Source organism: Mucilaginibacter roseus (assembly GCF_021215455.1).
Taxonomy (GTDB): domain Bacteria; phylum Bacteroidota; class Bacteroidia; order Sphingobacteriales; family Sphingobacteriaceae; genus Mucilaginibacter; species Mucilaginibacter roseus.
The window spans coordinates 744,269-765,314 of record NZ_JAJPWV010000002.1 but is presented as its reverse complement, the minus strand read 5'-3'; the positions used below and the strand labels follow the sequence as shown (position 1 = coordinate 765,314).

Here is a 21,046-nt window from a genome sequence, read left to right as displayed (position 1 = left end):
CTATAACAACATAAGGCTCAAATGAAAAAAATATTTACGCTTGTATTCTTCATTATATCATCAGTTGCCCTAACAAAAGCGCAGTCGGTTTACCAACCGTACTCATACCAGTTCTATCAAAAATTGAATGCCGATGTATATTCAACTAAAACAATGGTACACAGTGCACTTAAGCCTTTTTTAGTTGATGATAGCCTGCTGCGCCGCAGTTACGATTCGATAATGAACTACGGCAGTGACGGCGAACATGGAGCCGGATACCGTAAATTATTTACCGAGCATCAGATAGACGTTAAAAACGATAACAGCACTTTTTACGCTGATCTGTTGCCCGACCTGGTTGTTGGCCGTGATTTCAGGCAATTTAAGCGTACTACCCGTATCACATCGGTAGGCTTACAGGTTGGCGGCACCTTTGGCGACAAGGTATCATACAACGTAAGCGGATTTTTAAACCGGGCATTATTTCCGGAGTATTTAACCACCTACATCAACCAGGTAGGTATTGTACCCGGCCAGGCGTATGACCGCAGCCCAAACAGTGATACAAAGGACTGGTCTTTTATCACGGCAAATATATCTTATACGCCGGTTAAGTACCTGAATATATCTGCCGGCCGCGACCGTACCTTTATAGGCGATGGTTACCGTTCGTTATTGTTATCTGATTATGCATCGCCGGCTGCTTATTTCAGGCTGACGGGCACTTTGGGCAACGTGCGTTATATGGCCATGTGGTCAAACTTTAGCGACCCGATGAACCCCAACCTGAACGATTACACCCATAACCGACGTAAATGGGGAACTTTCCACTTTTTAGACTGGAATGTGAGTAACCGTTTATCATTAGGATTTTTTGATGCCATAGTATGGGCGAATGAGGACGAGGCAGGCCATACACGTGGTTTCGACTTCTCGTATATCAACCCGATCATATTTTTACGCCCGATTGAGGCATCAAGCGGCTCACCGGACAACGCCGTTATAGGCTTTACAAGTAAATATAAGTTTACTGATAAGCTGACTGCTTACGGCCAGTTTATGCTGGATGAGTTTGAAGCGGATAATTTCTTCTCCGGAGATGGCAGCTCGCGTAATAAATTTGGCTGGCAATTAGGTATACGCGGAGCGAACTTGTTTAATGTTCAAGGGCTTAACTACTTGCTCGAAACCAATACCATTACGCCGTATACCTTTTCTGAGCGTTTTGCCGCCATCAACTACACCGGTAATAGCGAGTCGCTTGCGCATCCGTGGGGCGCTAACTTTAAGGAAGTGGTTGGTCTGTTAAACTACTCATACAAAAGGTTTGACTTCTCCGGCGAATTTGACTTTGGCCGATATGGTTTGGATGTTAACGGCCTTAACTACGGTAAAAACCTTTTTGACAATTACCGCGAGCCAGCGCGACTTACCGGCAACTGGACAGGCCAGGGTTTAACAACCAACATGTACCTGCTTGAGGGTAGGGTTGCTTACCTTCTCAATCCTAAATATAACCTGCGTATTGAATTGGGCGGCTTGGTACGTGATGATGTGAACGATCAGTTTAAAAGCCGAACCGGCATGATCACCATTGGCCTACGTAGCTCGTTCCGCAGCTTTTATAATGACCTTGCCAGCTTTAAAACCCGTAATCCTATAATGGCTAACTAAAACTTATAAGTTAAAGCCGTGTATGCGGCTTAATTGTTTGTCCAACTCAACTGCTGCGCTTATCAATGCCAGATGGGTAAACGCTTGTGGGAAGTTACCCAGATGTTCGCCGCGTTTACCCAACTCCTCGCTAAATAAGCCGAGGTGATTGGCGTAGCCCATCATTTTTTCAAAGTTTTCTACAGCACGGTCAACCTCGCCGCTTTTGGCCAGTGCCTCAATAAACCAAAAGGAGCACATATTAAACGTTCCTTCCTCACCATCCAGCCCGTCAATTTTTTCGAGATGGTTGCGGTAGCGGTATATCAACACATCCAGGCGAAGGTCGCGATCTATTACCTTCATGGTTGATAGCCACCGCGGCTCCATAGGCGATATAAAGTGCGTAAGCGGCATCAGCAGTGCGCTGGCATCTACATTATTAGCACCCTTATACTGCACCCAGGCTTGCAGGTCGTCATTCCAAAAGTTGTGGTAGATGTCGTTATAGATTTCGTCGCGTACGGCTTTCCATTCACTTTCCGGATAAGGAAACGAACGGTGCTCGGCTATCTTGATCGCCCTGTCCATAGCTACCCAACACATCAACCGCGTGTGTAAAAATTCACGTTTCATGTTGCGTATTTCCCAAATGCCATGGTCTGGCTCCTGCCAGCGTTCAATAACATGTTCCACCTGTTTTTGGATCACGCTCCAAAATTCAAACGTTATAGGTTTGTATGATTTGTTGTAGATGTAAATGGTATCAATCAGCTCACCATAAATATCCAACTGCGTTTGTTCGGCTGCTTCATTACCTATGCGTACGGGCTTTGAGCTTTTGTACCCATCCAAATGGTCAAGTTCCTTTTCTGATAACGTTCGGGCGCCGTCAATACCATATAGCAATTGCAGGTTATTGTCCTTGCACAGTTCATATATCCATTCTAAAAACTTGGTGGCTTCGTCATTCATGCCTAAACGTAAAAAAGCATACATGGTAAACGCCGCGTCGCGTATCCAGGTAAAACGGTAATCCCAGTTACGGTTGCCGCCAATGGTTTCAGGTAAGCCAAACGTCGGCGCTGCCACTACTGAGCCGAATTCGGCAGAAGTAAGCAGTTTTAAAGTTATTGCCGAGCGGTAGATCACCTCGCTGTAACGGCCTTTGTACGCTGCCTTATTGAGCCATTTGCGCCATTGATTAATAGTATCGCCGTAAGTATTTTCAATGTAATGGCTAATGTCCCTCAGTTGTTCCTCGTCGCCTGATTTTATTGACTCGAGTACTATAACCGCGCTGTTTGATTCGCTGATGGTGATATCGGCACAGCCACTTTGTTGATCAATGGTCAGATCAAAGTCAGCGATAAGGCGCAACTTGGCGTTGCCGTCATTAATGCTGGTAAATATCAGTTCGTTATTGCTTTTGGCTTCAATTTCATGGTCGGCCTTTGCATAATCAAACCGGGGGACGCAATTTATCCTGAAGCTGATATTACCCCTAACCGTTTTTATTCGCCTTACTATAGCACATACCGAACCCTTCGCAGCATCGGTAATCGGCATGTAATCGGTAACCTCGGCAATACCGTCTTCAGAGAAAAATCGGGTGAGTAAAACAGCGGTGCCGGGAATATATAACTGGCGGGTGGTGTAGTCTTCCAGTTGTGGTTCGATGGAAAAATAGCCCCCTTTGTTCTCATCCAGCATGGCCGCGAATATGGTAGGCGAGTCAAATCTCGGGAACGACATAAAGTCTATCGATCCGTTGCGGGATACCAGTGCAACGGTTTTCATGTTGCCAATAATCCCGTAATTTTCTATCGGCTGGTAAGGGCGCTTGTTATGCTCCATGCGGTTCTGCTTGTTTATAAGGATAACCGCATAGCGCGTTAAAGGTTTAGTGTTACAACCTTTATGCATGTTTAACAACAAAGGGGCGGTTGTTACCGCCCCTTTGCTTTATGATGCTATAGTATGTGTAGTATCTTTTTTAATACCCATCAGCCTTACCTGGGTTGAAATTGCGGCGGCATCGTAACCGCATTCGGCCCATAGCTCGGGTTGCTCGCCGTGTTCAATTACGTTATCAGGCATGCCCAGGCGTTTTACTTTGGCGCTGTAGCCGTTATCGGCCATAAACTCCAGCACCGCGCTGCCCATACCACCTTCAAGGCAACCATCTTCAACAGTTATTACCTTATCAAACTTTTGGAAAACGCTGTGCAGCAGGCTTTCGTCCAGCGGCTTAACAAAGCGCAGGTCATAATGTGCAGGAAAGTAACCTTCGTTATTCAGATCATTAATTGCCTTTGTGGCTTCGTTGCCAATGGTGCCGATAGTCAAAATAGCTACATCTTCACCTTCGTTAACTAAACGCCCTTTACCAACCGGAATGGCTTTCATGGGGCGCTGCCAGTCAACCATAACACCGTTGCCGCGCGGGTAACGTATGGTGAAAGGGCCCATGTTTTCCTGCTGGGCAGTGTACATCAGGTTCCGCAACTCTTCCTCGTTCATGGGCGCAGATACGGTCATGTTCGGTATACAGCGCATATACGCCAGGTCATAAGCGCCATGGTGGGTAGGCCCGTCGGCACCGGCAATGCCGGCACGGTCAAGACAGAACACTACGTTAAGTTTCTGTATGGCTACGTCATGCACTACCTGGTCAAACGCCCGTTGCATAAAGCTTGAGTAGATATTACAGAACGGCGTTAAGCCCTGCGTTGCCAAACCTGCCGAAAAAGTAACGGCATGCTGCTCGGCAATGCCCACGTCAAAAGCACGTTCAGGCATAGCCTTCATCATCAGGTTGAGCGAACAGCCTGATGGCATAGCCGGAGTGATACCCATTATCTTAGGGTTTTGCTCAGCTAATTCAATTATAGTATGGCCAAACACATCCTGATATTTAGGCGGTTGTGGCTTTTCGTAATATGTTTTTTTGATCTCGCCGGTAATCTTGTCAAACAAGCCGGGGGCGTGCCATTTGGTTTGATCTTTCTCGGCCAGTGCATAGCCTTTACCTTTTACGGTAACGCAATGCAGGAGCTTAGGGCCCGGTATATCGCGCAGATCGCGTAATACCTTTGCCAGATGCTTAACATCATGCCCGTCAATAGGGCCAAAATACCTGAACTTAAGTGCCTCAAAAAAGTTGCTCTTTTTGAGTAGGGTGCCTTTAATGCTCTTCTCCAGTTTTTTAGCCAGCTTAAAAGCATCCGGCCCAACTGATGATAGCTTGGAAAGTACGCTCGCCACATCATCCCTGAAACGGTTATAAGGCTTTGAGGTAGTTATATCGGTCAGATATTCTTTCAAGGCACCCACGTTAGGGTCAATAGACATGTTGTTGTCATTCAGGATCACCAACAGGTTTGAGTTTTCAATACCTGCATGGTTCAGCGCCTCAAATGCCAGGCCGGCGGTCATGGCGCCATCGCCAATTACGGCAACGTGCTGGCGGTCGGTTTCACCTTTATAGTGAGATGCCACGGCCATACCCAAAGCGGCGGATATGGAAGTAGAGGAGTGGCCCACGCCAAAAGTATCATATTCGCTTTCACCGCGTTTGGGGAAACCGCTTATACCTTTATACACGCGGTTGGTATGAAAAATGTCTCGGCGGCCGGTTAATATTTTGTGGCCGTAAGCCTGGTGGCCAACGTCCCAAACCAACTGATCGTAAGGGGTGTTCATGATGTAATGAAGGGCAACGGTAAGCTCAACTACACCCAAACTGGCAGCAAAATGCCCGCCGTTTACTGATACTACATCAATAATATATTGGCGAAGTTCCTGGCATACCTGCTCAAGCTCATCTTCGCTAAACTGCTTTAAATCAGAAGGATTGTTGATTTTTTCCAACAAATTACCTGCCGGTACCTGCATCGACATCAATTACAATATTTAACCTGCAAATTACGTGAAATAATATGATAAAAACAGGACAAGCCGCAACATATAATTGTTTTAAATAATTCGGCGCATATTGAGCAAACGCATCAATTTAATTAATTTTGAGCAGGTTATGACCGAAGAATATTTTGAAATTAAGTTACCTCAGTTTGAAGGGCCGTTTGATTTGCTGCTGTTCTTTATTGAGCGCGACGAACTCAATATTCACGATATACCCATTGCCCGCATAACCAACGATTTTTTACAATACATACATCACCTCACCAGCCTGAACATGGAGGTGGCCAGCGAGTTTATTTTTGTGGCCGCTACACTGATGCGGATCAAGGCTAAAATGCTGCTGCCCCGTTACGAAACCGACGAGCAGGGCAATGAAATTGATACCAAGGAAGAGCTGATACGCAAGCTGATAGAGTATAAGCGCTTTAAGGACTTATGCGAGCAATTGCGCCCGCTCGAAGATGAGCGTTTTAAGCAGGAAAAGCGGGGTAATATAAAGGCCGATGTTGAGCGCATGGAGAAAGCTGCTTTACCCGGCGAAGAACTTACCGAGCTTACCTTGTACCGCCTGATGGTAGTTTATGAGCGGGTTATTAAAAACTTTATGAGCTGCAGCGAAGAGGTTAAACATACCGTAGTGCAATATCCTTACTCTATTGAGCGGCAAAAAAAAGCGATTGATGACCTGCTCCGGATCAACCAGCGGCTGGATTTCAGGGCGATGGCGGCAAGCTCAGAAAATAAGGTGCATTTTGTTTATAATTTTTTGGCCATGCTGGAAATGTTGCAGCAGGAGCTGATTGATATACAGATTGGCCTCGGATATAATAATTTTTGGATATCGCCCAAAAGCGGCGCAGACGCGGTATAGCTTAAAGGTTTAAGCCGTAAGCGGCTTATATCAAATCTAAAAGCTCATATCTAACATCTTATACCTAACTTAGGGGCGTTTTTTAGCTAACACATGAAAAGAGATAAAGTAATTTTTAAACTGCTGGATGAAGAACAGCAACGCCAGGAAGAAGGCATTGAACTCATAGCGTCAGAAAATTTTGTGAGCCGCCAGGTTATGGAAGCCGCCGGTTCGGTAGCAACCAACAAATATGCCGAAGGCCTGCCGGGCAAACGCTATTACGGCGGTTGCCAGATAGTTGATGAAATTGAAACCATTGCTATTGAACGTGCCAAGCAATTATTTAATGCCGAGTGGGTTAACGTTCAGCCGCACTCAGGTGCGCAGGCTAACGCAGCGGTAATGCTGGCCTGCCTTCAGCCGGGCGATAAAATATTAGGTTTTGATCTTTCGCATGGTGGCCACCTTACACACGGTTCGCCGGTAAATTTCTCGGGCAAGTTATACGAGCCCCATTTTTACGGTGTTGATAAAGAAACCGGTTTAATTGACTATGCGCAGCTTGAAAGGGTAGCGCTTGAGCAAAAACCAAAACTGATTGTTTGCGGTGCTTCGGCTTACTCGCGCGATTGGGATTATGAATTTATCCGCAGTGTGGCTGATAAGGTTGGTGCTTTGGTACTGGCTGATATTTCGCACCCATCAGGTTTAATTGCACGTGGATTACTGACCGACCCGCTGCCGCATTGCCATATCGTTACTACTACTACCCACAAAACGTTACGCGGCCCTCGCGGCGGCCTGATCATGCTGGGGAAGGATTTTGAAAACCCATGGGGCCATAAAACTCCAAAAGGCGAAGTGCGCATGATGTCGTCATTGCTGGATATGGCTGTTTTCCCGGGTACGCAAGGCGGTCCGCTTGAGCATATAATCGCTGCTAAAGCCGTTGCTTTTGGCGAGGCGCTGAGCGATAGCTATATGAAATACATTGTGCAGGTTAAAAAGAATGCCCAGGCTATGGCCAAAGCTCTTGTTGACCGCGGTTACCAGATCATTTCGGGCGGTACTGATAACCATCTGATGCTGATCGATCTGCGTAACAAAAACATCACTGGTAAAGCTGCCGAAAATGCTTTAGTGGCTGCGGATATCACCGTGAATAAAAACATGGTTCCGTTTGATGATAAATCGCCGTTTGTAACCTCAGGTATACGTGTTGGTACTGCTGCCATTACCACCCGTGGGCTCAAAGAAAAACAAATGGAAGAAATTGTAGAACTTATAGACGCGGTAATTGTTGATCCTGAAAACGAACATTCTTTAAAGAAAGTACGTAAAAAAGTACATAAATTAATGGCGGATTACCCTTTATACCGCGAAAAGGGAATAGAATAAACCAATAAGTGACAAATATTAAACTATTGCCAGACAACGAAGAGGAACGTTTATCAGCCTTAGCGTCATATCAAATTCTGGATACATTGCCAGAAAAAGAGTTTGATGCTATTACACGCCTTGCATCATATATATGCAACGCGCCTATAGCGCTGATAACACTGCTTGACGAGCAACGGCAATGGTTTAAATCAAAGGTTGGTATTGATGGTACTGAAACCCTTCGTTCTGAAGCGTTTTGCAGCCATACCATTATGCGCGATGATATACTTGAGATCAACGACGCAACAACCGATGATCGCTTTAAAGACAATATTTATGTAACCGGTGTGCCCAACGTAAAATTTTACGCAGGCGCACCGCTTATTGATCCAAACGGTTATCGTTTAGGGGCACTTTGTGTTATTGACAGCGTTCCGCATCAGCTAACCGATGAACAAAAGGAAGCGCTTAAAACACTGGCAGATGAGGTAATGTCTCATCTTATCCTTCGCAAGCAAAAAAAAGAGCTCGAACAAAGCCTTAAATCTCACCAGGAATTTTACATCCTTTTTGATACCTCATCTGAGATGCACTGCATCATGGATAAGGATTTTAACCTGCAACTGGTTAATAAAGCCATTGAGCCGGTTTTGGGTTATAAACCCGACGAAGCCGTAGGCAGGCCGATATGGGATTTTTATGTAGAGGAAAGTAAGGAACAATCACTTGCCGTGCTGCGTAATGCCTTGAACCGGCAAAAACGTTCGGTTGAGGTGGAAACGCAGGTTAACACTAAATCAGGTCAAAAAAAATGGATAAGCTGGTCGCTTACCTTTAACGATGATAAATGGTATGCCAGCGGCCGCGATGTTACACACCATAAGCAGGTGAGCCGTGAATTGCAGGAGCTATCGCTTGTAGCCAGCAAAATAAGCAACGGCGTTGTAATCAGTGATGCTGATGATCGTGTGGTTTGGGTTAACAGCGCATTTGAAACCATAACCGGCTTTAACCAGGCCGATGTGGAAGGCGAACGGTTGCGGAGTGTGATATTAAAACAGGGTGAAGAACATCAGCTCATTCCGCAGTTGGATGATCTGATAGAGAAAAAGCAATCTTACGAGATTGACCTGTTAATGACCAAAAAGGATGGCGAAGACCTGTGGATAAAGGTAGCCAACTCCATAATATATGATGCTGATGGCAATGTGGAGAAATACATTCGCGTAATTATCAACATCAATACCCGCAAACGTGCCGAGCATGATCTGGAAATACTTTCATTTGCTGCGCGTAAATCGCCTGGTGGCATCCTGATACGCGACGATAATGGCCGTGTAATGTGGATGAACGAAACCATGGAAAACCTAACGGGCTACACCTTTGCCGAAATGGAAGGTAAGCAGTTTGGAACCATGCTGATGGGTGAGGAGAGCGACATGTCGGTTTTCATGGCGGCAAAAAAAGCTATTGACGAAAACAGGCCGTACGAAGTAGAAATCAAAATATACCGTAAGGATGGTACGCCGGTTTGGGTTTGGATATCAAACAACCCGCTGTTTGACGAAAACGGAGCTGTGCACAGGCATGTGGGCGTAATGGTTGATATAAGCGAGCGTAAAAAAACCGAGCAGCAGTTAAAGCTGCTATCGCTTGTAGCAAGCAGTATTACCAGCGGTGTTGTAATAAATGATAACACCGGCAACGTAGAGTGGGTAAATACAGGGTTTGAAAAAATAACGGGTTACGCGATAGATGATGTTCGCGGGCGCCACCTGGGCGACCTGGTTAAGGGCGAGCTGACCGACATTGGCATTATTGAACGCAGCCGTGAACTATCTAAAAACAAGCAGTCTTTCGAGGTCGACCTGCTTATTTACCGTAAGGATGGCCAGCCGTTATGGATCTCAGTAATCAACTCCGTAATACTTGATGACCTTGGCCGGGTTGATAAATACATTGAGGTAATTATTGACATTACCTTGAAAAAGAAGGTAGAGCTGGAGCTTATTGCCGCAAAGGAAGAGGCCATACAGCTTAACCGGGCTAAGGATATGTTCATATCTGTACTAACCCATGAAATGCGCACGCCACTAAACGCGGTTATCGGCATGTCGCATTTACTGATTGAGGATAGTCCGTCAGAATCGCAGAAAGAGAACCTGAACATCCTGAAATTCTCCGCAGAAAACCTGCTGAGGCTGATTAATGATGTACTCGACTTTACCAAGATAGAGACCGGTAACGTAGAACTTGAAAAGGCTAACGTGAACATGCGTGAGTTGTTGAAAAGCGTTACCAGCTCCGTGCAATACAAAGCGCACGAAAAAAATATTTACATAGAGTACCGGGTTGACGACGCTGTACCTAATTTTATACTGGGTGATGCCACGCGCTTGAGCCAGATACTGCTTAACCTGGCCGGCAATTCAGTTAAATTTACCTCAACCGGTGGGGTAACTATTGATTTAAAGGTAATTGAGCAAAACAGTAAAACCGTACGCATCCGTTTTGCCGTAATTGATACCGGTATCGGTATTGCCAACGATAAAATTAGCACTATTTTTGAATCGTTTAAGCAAGCCGAGGCTGATACCACCCGTAAATACGGTGGCACCGGCTTAGGTTTACCAATAACAAAACGGTTGATTGAACTGCATGATTCGCGTATAAATGTAGATAGTACGCCGGGGCAGGGATCAACATTTTGGTTTACAATAACGTTTGATAAAGCGGAGAGCGAAAGAAATAACATGGATAACGCAGCGGAAGCAGGATTGAATATAAATGTGTTGGTGGTTGACGACAACCAGATAAACCGTTTGTTAGTTAACAAAGTGCTGAAGAAGTGGGGCGCCACTGCTGACTTTGCCGAGAACGGCCAGGAAGCGGTTGAAAAGATCGAATCTTCAGCCCAATACGATGCTGTTTTAATGGATATCCACATGCCGGTTATGGGTGGTTTGGAGGCTACGCAGGTTATACGCTCAAAAAGCGAAGCTTACTTTCAGCAGCTGCCTATTATAGCCTTAACCGCATCCATGCTTAACTCCGAAATTGAACGTATTAGCCTGGCGGGTATGAATGATTATATATTAAAGCCTTTTGAGCCCAAAACACTTTATACCAAGCTGAGCCGTTACCAAAAGCAATAGCGGCAGTGTGCTTTGTTATGTGATTTATTCCGCATCATTTATTTGTTAAGCCGTAAGGTAACCCTCGCCCGCTACCGAAATCTTTATATCTTTGCCGATTATCACTTTCTGGCATAATGAAGATATCATATAACTGGCTCAAAAATTTCATAGATACAGATAAAACTCCCGAAGAAATATCGCGGATACTGACCGGCATTGGTCTTGAGGTAGAAAGCCTGGAGAAGGTGCAGGCGGTTCCGGGCGGTTTAGAGGGGTTGGTAATAGGCCATGTGAAAACCTGTGCTGACCATACCAACTCAGATCACCTGCACGTAACTACTGTTGATGTTGGCGGCGCCGAAGACCTGCATATTGTTTGCGGCGCAACAAATGTTGCTGCCGGTCAAAAAGTGGTGGTTGCAACTGTTGGTACTACTGTATACCCATCATCAGGCGAGCCTTTTACCATAAAAAAATCAAAAATACGCGGCGAACTTTCTGAGGGCATGATCTGTGCTGAAGACGAGATCGGTTTGGGTGCGTCGCACGAAGGAATCATGATTTTAGCCGATGACGCCGTTGTTGGCACTCCGGCTAAGGAATATTTTAAGCTGAATGACGATTACCTGTACGAAATAGGTTTAACTCCTAACCGTGCGGATGCGGCATCGCACCTGGGTACTGCCCGTGATATAGCAGCTTTTTTAAAGATCAGCCTGCAAAAACCGGACGTATCAGCCTTTAAGGTGGATGATAACAGCCGTATTATTAGTGTAAGCGTTGAAAACAGCGAGGCCGCGCCACGCTATAGTGGTGTAAGCATTAGCGGTGTTGAGATGAAGGAGTCGCCAAAGTGGTTAAAGGAAAAACTTGCCGTTATTGGCATTCGCTCAATCAATAATATAGTTGACGTTACCAATTACGTATTGCATGATCTGGGCCAGCCTTTACACGCCTTTGATGCGGATAAGATAGCCGGTGGCAAAGTGATCTTAAAAACCACAGCCGAAGGTACTGTGTTTAAAACGCTTGATGGTATTGAGCGCAAACTCTCTGCCGATGACTTGATGATTTGCAGCGAGACCGAGCCTATGTGCGTCGCCGGGGTTTTCGGTGGCATCGACTCGGGCGTTACCGAGGGAACTACCAACGTATTTTTAGAGAGCGCTTACTTTAACCCGGTATGGGTACGTAAAACAGCCAAACGGCACGGGTTGAAAACCGACTCATCATTCCGTTTTGAGCGTGGTACCGATCCGGATAATACCGTTTACGCGCTTAAGCGTGCCGCGTTGCTGATACAGGAAGTAGCCGGCGGTAAAATATCGTCAGACGTAGTGGATATCTACCCTGCGCCTGTTGAACCTTTCGCTGTTGAGTTATCATATAAAAATACCACCCGTTTAATAGGTAAGGACATTCCGCATAGCGAGATAAAAAGTATTATTGAGGCGCTGGATATTGAAGTGGTTGCCGAAACCGAAGAAGGGCTTTCATTAAAAGTACCGCCTTACCGCGTTGATGTTACCCGCGAGGTTGACGTGATAGAGGAAGTGCTGCGTATTTACGGTTACAACAATATCTGGATACCAACGCAGATCAGGGCATCGCTTAACACATCGCAACGCCCCGATCGCGATACGGTACAAAACCTGCTATCGGATTTATTGACCGCTAACGGTTTTAACGAGATATTATCAAACTCACTAACCAAATCGGCTTACTCTGACGATCTGGACAGCGCGGTTAAAATATTGAATCCATTGAGCAGTGACCTGGACGTGATGCGTCAAACTTTGCTGTATTCAGGCCTGGAAGCTATTGCTTACAATCAAAACCGTAGAAATGCCGATCTAAAGTTATATGAGTTCGGCAAAGTTTACAGCATAACAGAAGATAAATACAACGAAGTGCAGCGTTTTTCGGTGTTCATCACCGGAGCCAAAACCGGCGAGCAATGGAACAGCAAAGTAACCGCAGTATCATTCTATAACCTGAAAGCCGTTGTTGACGGCATAGTTGAAAAACTGAATGTTAAGGATCTGGCAGTAGCTGATGTAGATAGTAATGAATTTACTTATGGCCTACAATATAACCGTGGTAACAAAACGCTGGTTAAATTTGGCGCGGTAGCGGTTTCGGCGCTAAAAAAGGCAGATGTGGATAAGGAAGTTTTCTATGCTGATTTCAATTTCGATATGATTTTAACGTTGGCACGTAAAAACACCATCGTTTACCAGGAGGTATCTAAATTCCCGGCAGTAAGGCGCGACCTTTCTATGTTGGTTGATAAGGCCGTTACCTTTGAACAGATCAGGCAGGTAGCACAAAAAACCGAGCGTAAGCTGCTGAAAGAAGTTAACGTGTTCGATGTATATGAGGGTGATAAACTACCGGCAGGCAAAAAATCGTACGCGGTAAGCTTTATTTTGCAGGACGCCGAAAAAACGCTTACCGATAAAGCTATTGATGCCATAATGCAAAAATTAATTCTTAATTTAGGTAAAGAGGCCGGAGCGGAGATTAGGAAATAATGTTGGGGAAATATTGAATTAAGGAATTATAGAATTATTGATTCGATGTATCCGGTAATTCAATCCCTCAATAATTCATTAAATCAATAATTAAAAAGATGCCACAATTAGGCGAACAATTAAATTCGATTATTGAAAAAACCGAAAGGTTAATGGAACTTTGCGCTGCACTGCAAGAGGAAAATGACCTGATGCGGCTTGAAAATCAGTCGTTAAGTGTGGCGCTTACAACCAGCAAAAACAAGACCGCGGAGTTGGAAGAGAAGCTTCGTGTATTGAAAGTGGCCAAGTCGTTTTCAGATACAAATGAAAAAAGCCTTGACATTAAGCAAAAAATTAACGACTTTGTGCAGGAAATTGACAAGTGTATTGTATTGCTGAAAAAGTAATGCAAAAATGTGAATAGCTCAAATGGGAGAAATCTCCATAAAAATAAATATTGCTGACAGAGTTTACCCTTTAAAGGTAAACATGGAGGAAGAGGAAATTATAAGGCGGGCAGCGAAATTGATTAACGACCGTATAAAAGAATACCAGGAAAATTATGCGGTAAGAGATAAGCAAGATCTGCTGTCGATGTGTGTATTGCATTATGCAACATCATCATTAAAAGCAGAGAAAAAAGTCACGGCGGAAGATACCGAAGTGGCCGATAAAGTTTATCAGCTTGATCAGTTACTGACTGACTTTTTCTCAAAGTAGTAATAACGTTCTTTACATAATCATGAGCGAATTAAGATTTAGCCGCGGTTAAATCTTGAGTTTCACTATTAAAAACTTAACGCTTCAATATCAGCGTGCCAATGGAAGCATACGTTACTTCGTGTATTTAACGATAGCACCGGCCCAATTATCTGATAAGAGGTTTTTCAATACATGACACTTAAGATTTAGTTGCGGTTTTTTTATTTTATAAACTTAAAGAATGGATTTTTTATATGTTATTATCGGGCTGCTGATTGGTGTCGGGGTTGGCATCGTCATCGGCCGTTTTTTATTACGCAAACTGTTTAAAGATCAGGAAGTATCTGCTCAAAATAAGGTTAAAAAGATATTAAAGGATGCGGAGAACAATGCGGAGATATTAAAAAAGAACAAGCTGCTTGAAGCCAAAGAGAAATTTTTGGTAATGAAAGCCGAGCATGAGCAGGAAGTAAATCAAAAAAATAATGCCCTTTCTCAACGTGAAAACGGTATCCGCCAAAAAGAGCAATCGCTTAATTCAAAACTTGAGAATGCTAACCGTAAGGAGCAGGAGTTAGACAATACGCGTAAAAACCTGGAGAAGCAAACCGAGATTGCTGTTAAGAAGCAAGAGGAAGTTGATTTGCTGAAACAGGAGCATGTTAAGCAACTCGAATCTATTGCGGGCTTGTCTGCCGAAGAAGCCAAGAACCAGTTAGTAGATAACCTGCGCGAAGAAGCACGTAGCAAGGCCATGGCGCAAATTAAGGATATTGTTGACGAGGCCAAACTCACCGCTACCAAAGAGGCTAAAAAGATTGTTATCCAAACCATACAGCGTACTGCTACTGAGGCTGCAATTGAGAATACGGTATCTATCTTCAACATAGAGAACGATGAGATCAAGGGCCGTATCATTGGTCGCGAAGGACGTAACATACGTGCGCTTGAGGCGGCTACCGGTATTGAGATTATTGTTGATGATACTCCGGAGGCGATCATATTGTCAGGCTTTGACCCGGTAAGGCGTGAGATAGCCCGTTTGGCTATGCACCGTTTGGTTACCGACGGCCGTATTCACCCTGCACGTATTGAGGAGGTGGTTGCCAAAACCAAAAAGCAAATTGAGGAAGAAATCGTAGAGATAGGTGAGCGTACCGTAATTGATTTGGGTATCAACGGCCTGCACCCGGAGCTGATCCGTATGGTTGGCCGTATGCGTTACCGTTCATCGTACGGGCAAAACCTGCTGCAGCACTCGCGCGAGGTAGCTAACTTCTGCGCTACCATGGCGGCTGAATTAGGCTTGAATGTAAAGCTGGCCAAACGTGCAGGCTTACTGCACGATATTGGTAAAGTACCTGATGATAACCCGGAACTGCCGCACGCTATTTTGGGTATGCAATTGGCTGAAAAATATAAAGAGCATCCTGAAGTTTGCAACGCCATAGGCGCTCACCACGATGAAATAGAGATGACCTCAATGTTGTCTCCAATCATCCAGGTATGCGATGCAATATCAGGCGCACGCCCTGGTGCACGTCGTGAGGTGGTTGAAAGCTATATTAAACGTTTAAAGGAACTTGAAGACCTGGCCTTATCATATCCGGGTGTTGAAAAAACATTCGCTATACAAGCCGGCCGCGAACTGCGCGTAGTGGTTGAAAGTGAAAAGATAACCGACGCACAATCAGAAGTATTGGCGGCTGATATCTCCAACCGCATACAAACCGAAATGACCTATCCGGGCCAGATCAAGGTAACAGTGATTAGGGAAACGCGTTCAGTTTCATACGCAAAATAATAACAAACCCTCTGCCTGGCAGAGGGTTTTCGCTTTTACTACGGTGTCTAAAAATAAAACAGTACAAAAATCTTCTCCGACGGTAGAGCCCCGGCGCAAAGTCCACCAGCTCTTTGCAGCTTACGAGGCTGCCCATCAGCATCCGGTTAATAAAGTCATTAGCTATATAGCCACACCTTTTTTGTTTTTCGGTTTATTCGCACTGGTGTGGGCCATTCCATTTCCGCACATTGCTTTCTTAGGCCAGTATAACGGCTTTGTTAATTGGGCTTCCTTTGTGCTGGCTATAAGCGTATTTTGTTATTACCGGTTGTCGCCGGTGCTGTCATATTTCATTTTGTTTACTTACTTCGCGTTCAGCTTTTTTATTATCAAACTCGAGCATTGGGAACAAGCCGGTGGGCCTGCATTTTACATAGTTCCGCTGATAGTAACCGTTGTAAGTATCACTGCTATCATGCTTGCTGAAGGGTTAGAGCAGGCTAAACCCAGTGCTTCAGTGAGGCTACGAAACCTGCTTATAGGGCCTTTATATTTATGGCACCTCATACTAAAGCCATTGCGTCTGAATATTTAGGTTGTTAATATTGAATTAACATTTATACTAAATTAACGTAATGTACCTGTAACATACCGCTAACATTGGGTTAATAATTTTGCGCTTGATTAAAATCAGATCAAGTGAAAAAATTATTTACATTAATTGTTACCCTGCTCACGATAAACCTATCTGCAGGTAACTTATTTGCTCAGTCGGCCGGTAAAATAGCCGGTAAAATCATCGATCAAAAAACCGGGGAAACCCTCATTGGCGCTACAGTAGTGTTGCAAGGGTCAACCAAGGGCGCTGCTGCTAACGTTGAAGGCCGTTACTCGCTCGCTAACGTTGCGGCGGGCCGCTACACCGTAGAGGTTAAATATGTAGGTTATCAAACCAAATCAATATCCGATGTCGTGGTTAAAGCCGGCGCTACAACTAATCTGGATGTCAGCCTATCTGAGTCAGCCAGCAACGCCCTGGGCGAGGTAGTGATCAAAGCAACTTACCGACAGGCATCTGTAGCATCGTTATACGCCGCTCAAAAAAATAATGCATCTATATCTGATGGTATTTCATCAGAGGTAATCAAAAGGTCTCCGGATAGAAACACGGCCGACGTTTTAAAACGTGTAAGTGGTGCCACCGTGCAGGATAACAAGTTCGTGGTTATCCGCGGTTTGAGCGATCGTTATAACTTAGCTTTATTAGATAACACTGTACTACCAAGTACCGAGATCAATACCAGGGCTTTCTCTTTTGACATCGTTCCGTCATCACTGGTTGAAAACTTAACCATCACCAAAACAGCCACGCCTGACCTGCCTGCCGATTTTGCCGGTGGTGCCATCAATATCTCTACAAAAGATATTCCTGATCAAAACTTTATTAGTGTAGGTATAAGTGGTGGTTATAATACGGCGTCAACGTTTAAAGATTTTAAATCAGGCGCACGTAACGCTACCGATTATTTCGCATTTGATAATGGCGACAAATCACTAAGTAAAAACTTCCCGAACTTTACTCAGATAGAAAACGGACTTACCGCTCAGCAAAACGTTGCTGTTGCACGTAATATTCCGCTTAATCTGAAAACGTATACCAACACCGCGTTGCCAACTCAAAATCATCAATTTACTATTGGCCGTGTTAAGGATTTTGAAAATGGAAACCGTTTTGGTGCCATAGTAGGCCTTACTTACCGTAACTCGCAAAACATTGTAAATGATCTGAAGATCAACTATCTGGATTACCGTAATTATAGCGATGATATCACCAAGTTTTCTACAAGCGTAGGTGCGCTGGCTAACTTTGGTTACACCTATGGTAAAAGCAAAATTACCTTTAAAAACATCTATAACCGCGTATATGATGATCAGTACCTTGCACGTACCGGTGAGAATACCGCCCGCGGTGCTGATATTCGCTATTTTGCTTACGATCTGCTTCAAAAATCGTTGTTCAAGTCAACATTAGAAGGTACTAACCCGCTTGGCGATAAAGGCTCAAAAATTAACTGGACCTTGAGCTATGCCAACGTGATAAATGATCAGCCTGATCAGCGTAAGGTAGGTTATGCCCGTAACATAAGCGACAGGAATGATCCTGATGCCCAATTTATGGCTGACGTTACTACCGTTGGTAAGGATAATACTACCTTATTTTCAAAGCTGAATGAGAATAATTACAACGCCGCTGTTAATTACTCTCTGCCGCTAAAAATGTTCAATCAGTCGGCAACGTTTAAAGCCGGTTTAAGCAGCTACTATCGCGACAGGAACTTTGATCTGCGTTTCCTTGGCCTGCAAATTCGTTCAAGCAATGGCGATGAGATCAATAACTGGATCAGGACCTTGCCGCCAAGTCAGTTGTTTGACAAAGCTTTGCTTAACAATAACTATTATGAAGTGCGCGAGCCATTTGGTAACGTCGACTCATATAAAGCAAACTCTTTCACCAATGCGGCTTATGTCATGTTAGATAACAAGTTTGGTGAAAACCTGCGTGTAGTTTGGGGTGTACGTGCCGAGAAATTTAACCTGGAGCTTGATCCGAAAGGATTGAACGCTGAAACGATCAAAAAGGATTACCTGGACGTTTTACCATCGGCTAACTTTACTTACAGCCTTAACGAAAAAACAAACTTAAGAGCATCATATTACCGCACGCTTGCCCGTCCGGAATTCAGGGAGCTGGCACAATCTCAGGTATATGATTATGAGTTACTGCTTATCCGCCAGGGTGATCCAAACCTAAAACGCACCTTGATTGATAACTTTGACTTACGTTATGAGCTTTATCCTTCAGCAGGTCAAATTATTTCGGTATCAGCCTTCTACAAAAGGTTTAACAATGCTATAGAGGCCTACAATAACGATGTTACCTCAACCCGTATGATATCTTACTTTAACCCTGATAAAGCCTACTTATACGGTGCTGAATTGGAGTTACGCAAAAGCCTCGAATTTTTATCATCAGCTGATTTGTTAAAAAATACCACTGTTTACACAAACGTAGCTGTTATTAAATCAAGGGTTGATAACCCATCTAACGGTGGTGTCAATTTCCTTGAAGCCGGCAGACCGATGGTTGGCCAGGCGCCATACGTTATAAACGCAGGTTTACAGCATAGCTTCCTGAACAATAAATTTAACTTCAATGCTTTGTATAATCGTGTTGGCCGCAGGCTTTACCTGGCAGCAGGTACTTATGTGCCAAGTGTTTGGGAAGCGCCCCGTAACGTGGTTGACCTTCAGTTGAGCACTAAAATGCTTAAAGGTAAAGGTGAGTTAAAATTCAATGCTAACGATATATTGAACGCTCGTTACAACTATTACTTTGATAACAATACCAGTAAAAAGTATGAACCAAGTGCTGATGAGACATTACGTTCATACCGTGTAGGAACCAACTACTCGTTTACCTTCACTTATAACTTCTAAAATTAAATTAATGTAAACACAGCATGAGTATTATTAACACACATTTTAACGTGCGGTAATAATGAATTTATGTTGTGTTTACACTTTTGAGGAAAGAAACAGAAACGATAAAAATGAAAAAAAAATTATTACTTGTTTTACTGAGCGCGGCCGTTGTGGTAACAAGCTGCTCTAAGAGCGATTCAGATGGCGAACTGATTATACCTCCAATTACTGGTGGCGAAACAGGAAACGCGGTTACTGTGCAAGGCGATATTACAAGCAATACCACCTGGACTGCAGATAAGATTTACCTTTTAAAGGGTAATGTTTTTGTAACTAACAATGCCACGTTAACCATTGAGCCAGGTACAATAATTAAAGGTGACAAAGCAACTAAAGGTGCTTTGATTATTACCCGCGGTGCAAAAATAAATGCTACAGGTACTGTAGATAAACCAATCGTTTTTACATCAAACGTAGCTGCAGGTGCACGTAAAGAAGGTGATTGGGGTGGCTTGATCCTTTTAGGTAAAGCTAAAAACAATGGTGGTACATCAATCTCTATCGAAGGCATATCTGATGCTACCGATAAAGGTAAACACGGCGGTACTGATGATACTGATAACTCTGGTACTTTAAAATATGTACGTGTTGAGTTTGCCGGTATCGCTCTAAGCCCTGATAACGAGATCAACGGTATTACCTTTGGTAGCGTTGGTTCAGGCACTACAATTGATTATGTAGAGGTTTACCGCTCAGGTGACGACGCTTTCGAGTGGTTTGGTGGTTCAGTAAACGCTAAACACTTATTAGCTATCGATACCTGGGATGATGATTTTGATACCGACAACGGCTTTTCCGGTAAAATTCAATATGCTTTAGCCCAGCGTTTAGCTGCTACTGCTGACGTATCAGGCTCAAACGGTTTCGAGTCAGACAACAACGCAAACGGTACTAACGATGCCCCTCAAACTAACGCTGTATTCTCAAACGTTACCATATTAGGTCCGGTTGAAAAAGCAGACATGAGCAACATCAACGCTAACTTCCAGCACGGTGCTCAAATCCGTCGTAACTCTGCTATCAGCATCTTTAACTCTGTAATTGCGGGTTACACTGAAGGTGTTTTTTATGACGACGCTCGTCCGGCTAACAGCACTATCAATTCATCAAAAGCATTGTTAGATGGTACATCAGTATTCTCAGGTAATATTGTAGCTGGCAGCAATGGTAAAAGTAATCAAATCAAAGCTTCAAGCGCTGCGCTTGCTGCGGTTACTACCCTGCTAACTGCTGATAATAGCTTCTTGCCAGCATCTTATGCTTCAGATTTTTATACTGATCCATATAAGTTCTCAGCTGATATAGCTGGTGGTACAAGAGCTGGTGTTCCAAACTTTACTCAAAAATCAGGTTCAGTTGCGTTAACAGGTGCAGTTTTCACCAATGCTAAAGTAAACAACAGCTGGTTTGATAAAGTAGCTTTCAAAGGTGCTTTCGGTACCGAGAACTGGGCTTCTGGATGGGCAAGCTTTGATCCTCAAAGCCTTCCGTACACAACTCCTGGTGCTGTTAAATAATCAAATAGCAACTACATAGAAAAGGGTTGGCAATTTTGCCAACCCTTTTTGTT

13 protein-coding genes are annotated in these 21,046 nt (G+C 44.1%); 11 read left to right on the top strand and 2 right to left on the bottom strand.

Annotated elements, in window-relative coordinates; genetic code table 11:
- Window positions 1-21: 21 nt before the first annotated feature.
- Window positions 22-1,656, top strand: coding sequence for a gliding motility protein RemB (locus LT679_RS08235; RefSeq protein ID WP_232176975.1), 1,635 nt, complete (start codon window positions 22-24; stop codon window positions 1,654-1,656).
- A gap of 3 nt (window positions 1,657-1,659) precedes the next feature.
- On the opposite strand, the gene LT679_RS08230 is transcribed toward LT679_RS08235, so the two are convergent.
- Both LT679_RS08230 and dxs read right to left on the bottom strand, forming a co-directional pair.
- Window positions 1,660-3,561: a glycoside hydrolase family 15 protein gene (locus tag LT679_RS08230; protein ID WP_232176974.1), complete on the bottom strand. Its 1,902-nt coding sequence runs from the start codon at window positions 3,559-3,561 to the stop codon at window positions 1,660-1,662.
- 39 nt (window positions 3,562-3,600) lie between these two features.
- The gene (dxs, locus tag LT679_RS08225; protein ID WP_232177166.1) at window positions 3,601-5,532 is read right to left on the bottom strand and encodes a 1-deoxy-D-xylulose-5-phosphate synthase; all 1,932 of its coding nucleotides are present in this window, start codon (window positions 5,530-5,532) and stop codon (window positions 3,601-3,603) included.
- A gap of 139 nt (window positions 5,533-5,671) precedes the next feature.
- Here dxs and LT679_RS08220 point away from each other — a divergent pair, with 139 nt between their 5' ends.
- The 10 genes from LT679_RS08220 to LT679_RS08175 all read left to right on the top strand — a co-directional run bounded on the left by LT679_RS08220 (window position 5,672) and on the right by LT679_RS08175 (window position 20,993).
- Complete coding sequence (locus LT679_RS08220) at window positions 5,672-6,430, top strand: segregation and condensation protein A (protein WP_232176973.1); 759 nt, start codon at window positions 5,672-5,674, stop codon at window positions 6,428-6,430.
- Window positions 6,431-6,523: 93 nt separating this feature from the next.
- Window positions 6,524-7,810, top strand: a complete 1,287-nt coding sequence (glyA, locus tag LT679_RS08215; RefSeq protein WP_232176972.1) for a serine hydroxymethyltransferase — start codon at window positions 6,524-6,526, stop codon at window positions 7,808-7,810.
- An 8-nt stretch (window positions 7,811-7,818) separates the two neighbouring features.
- Window positions 7,819-10,947, top strand: a complete 3,129-nt coding sequence (locus LT679_RS08210; RefSeq protein ID WP_232176971.1) for a PAS domain S-box protein — start codon at window positions 7,819-7,821, stop codon at window positions 10,945-10,947.
- 116 nt (window positions 10,948-11,063) lie between these two features.
- Window positions 11,064-13,463 (top strand): phenylalanine--tRNA ligase subunit beta, encoded by a 2,400-nt coding sequence (gene pheT, locus LT679_RS08205; RefSeq protein ID WP_232176970.1) that lies wholly within the window; start codon window positions 11,064-11,066, stop codon window positions 13,461-13,463.
- A gap of 98 nt (window positions 13,464-13,561) precedes the next feature.
- The gene (locus LT679_RS08200; RefSeq protein ID WP_232176969.1) at window positions 13,562-13,852 is read left to right on the top strand and encodes a hypothetical protein; all 291 of its coding nucleotides are present in this window, start codon (window positions 13,562-13,564) and stop codon (window positions 13,850-13,852) included.
- 22 nt (window positions 13,853-13,874) lie between these two features.
- Window positions 13,875-14,165 carry a cell division protein ZapA gene (locus tag LT679_RS08195; RefSeq protein ID WP_232176968.1) on the top strand — a complete coding sequence of 97 codons (291 nt, stop codon included), beginning with the start codon at window positions 13,875-13,877 and terminating at the stop codon, window positions 14,163-14,165.
- A gap of 223 nt (window positions 14,166-14,388) precedes the next feature.
- Complete coding sequence (gene rny / locus LT679_RS08190) at window positions 14,389-15,951, top strand: ribonuclease Y (RefSeq protein WP_232176967.1); 1,563 nt, start codon at window positions 14,389-14,391, stop codon at window positions 15,949-15,951.
- 43 nt (window positions 15,952-15,994) lie between these two features.
- On the top strand, window positions 15,995-16,528 hold the full coding sequence (locus LT679_RS08185; protein WP_232176966.1) for a DUF962 domain-containing protein: 534 nt from the start codon (window positions 15,995-15,997) through the stop codon (window positions 16,526-16,528).
- Window positions 16,529-16,632: 104 nt separating this feature from the next.
- Window positions 16,633-19,431 carry a TonB-dependent receptor gene (locus LT679_RS08180; protein ID WP_232176965.1) on the top strand — a complete coding sequence of 933 codons (2,799 nt, stop codon included), beginning with the start codon at window positions 16,633-16,635 and terminating at the stop codon, window positions 19,429-19,431.
- 113 nt (window positions 19,432-19,544) lie between these two features.
- Entirely contained in the window at window positions 19,545-20,993 is a 1,449-nt protein-coding gene (locus LT679_RS08175; protein ID WP_232176964.1) for a hypothetical protein, read from the top strand.
- Window positions 20,994-21,046 lie beyond the last annotated feature (53 nt).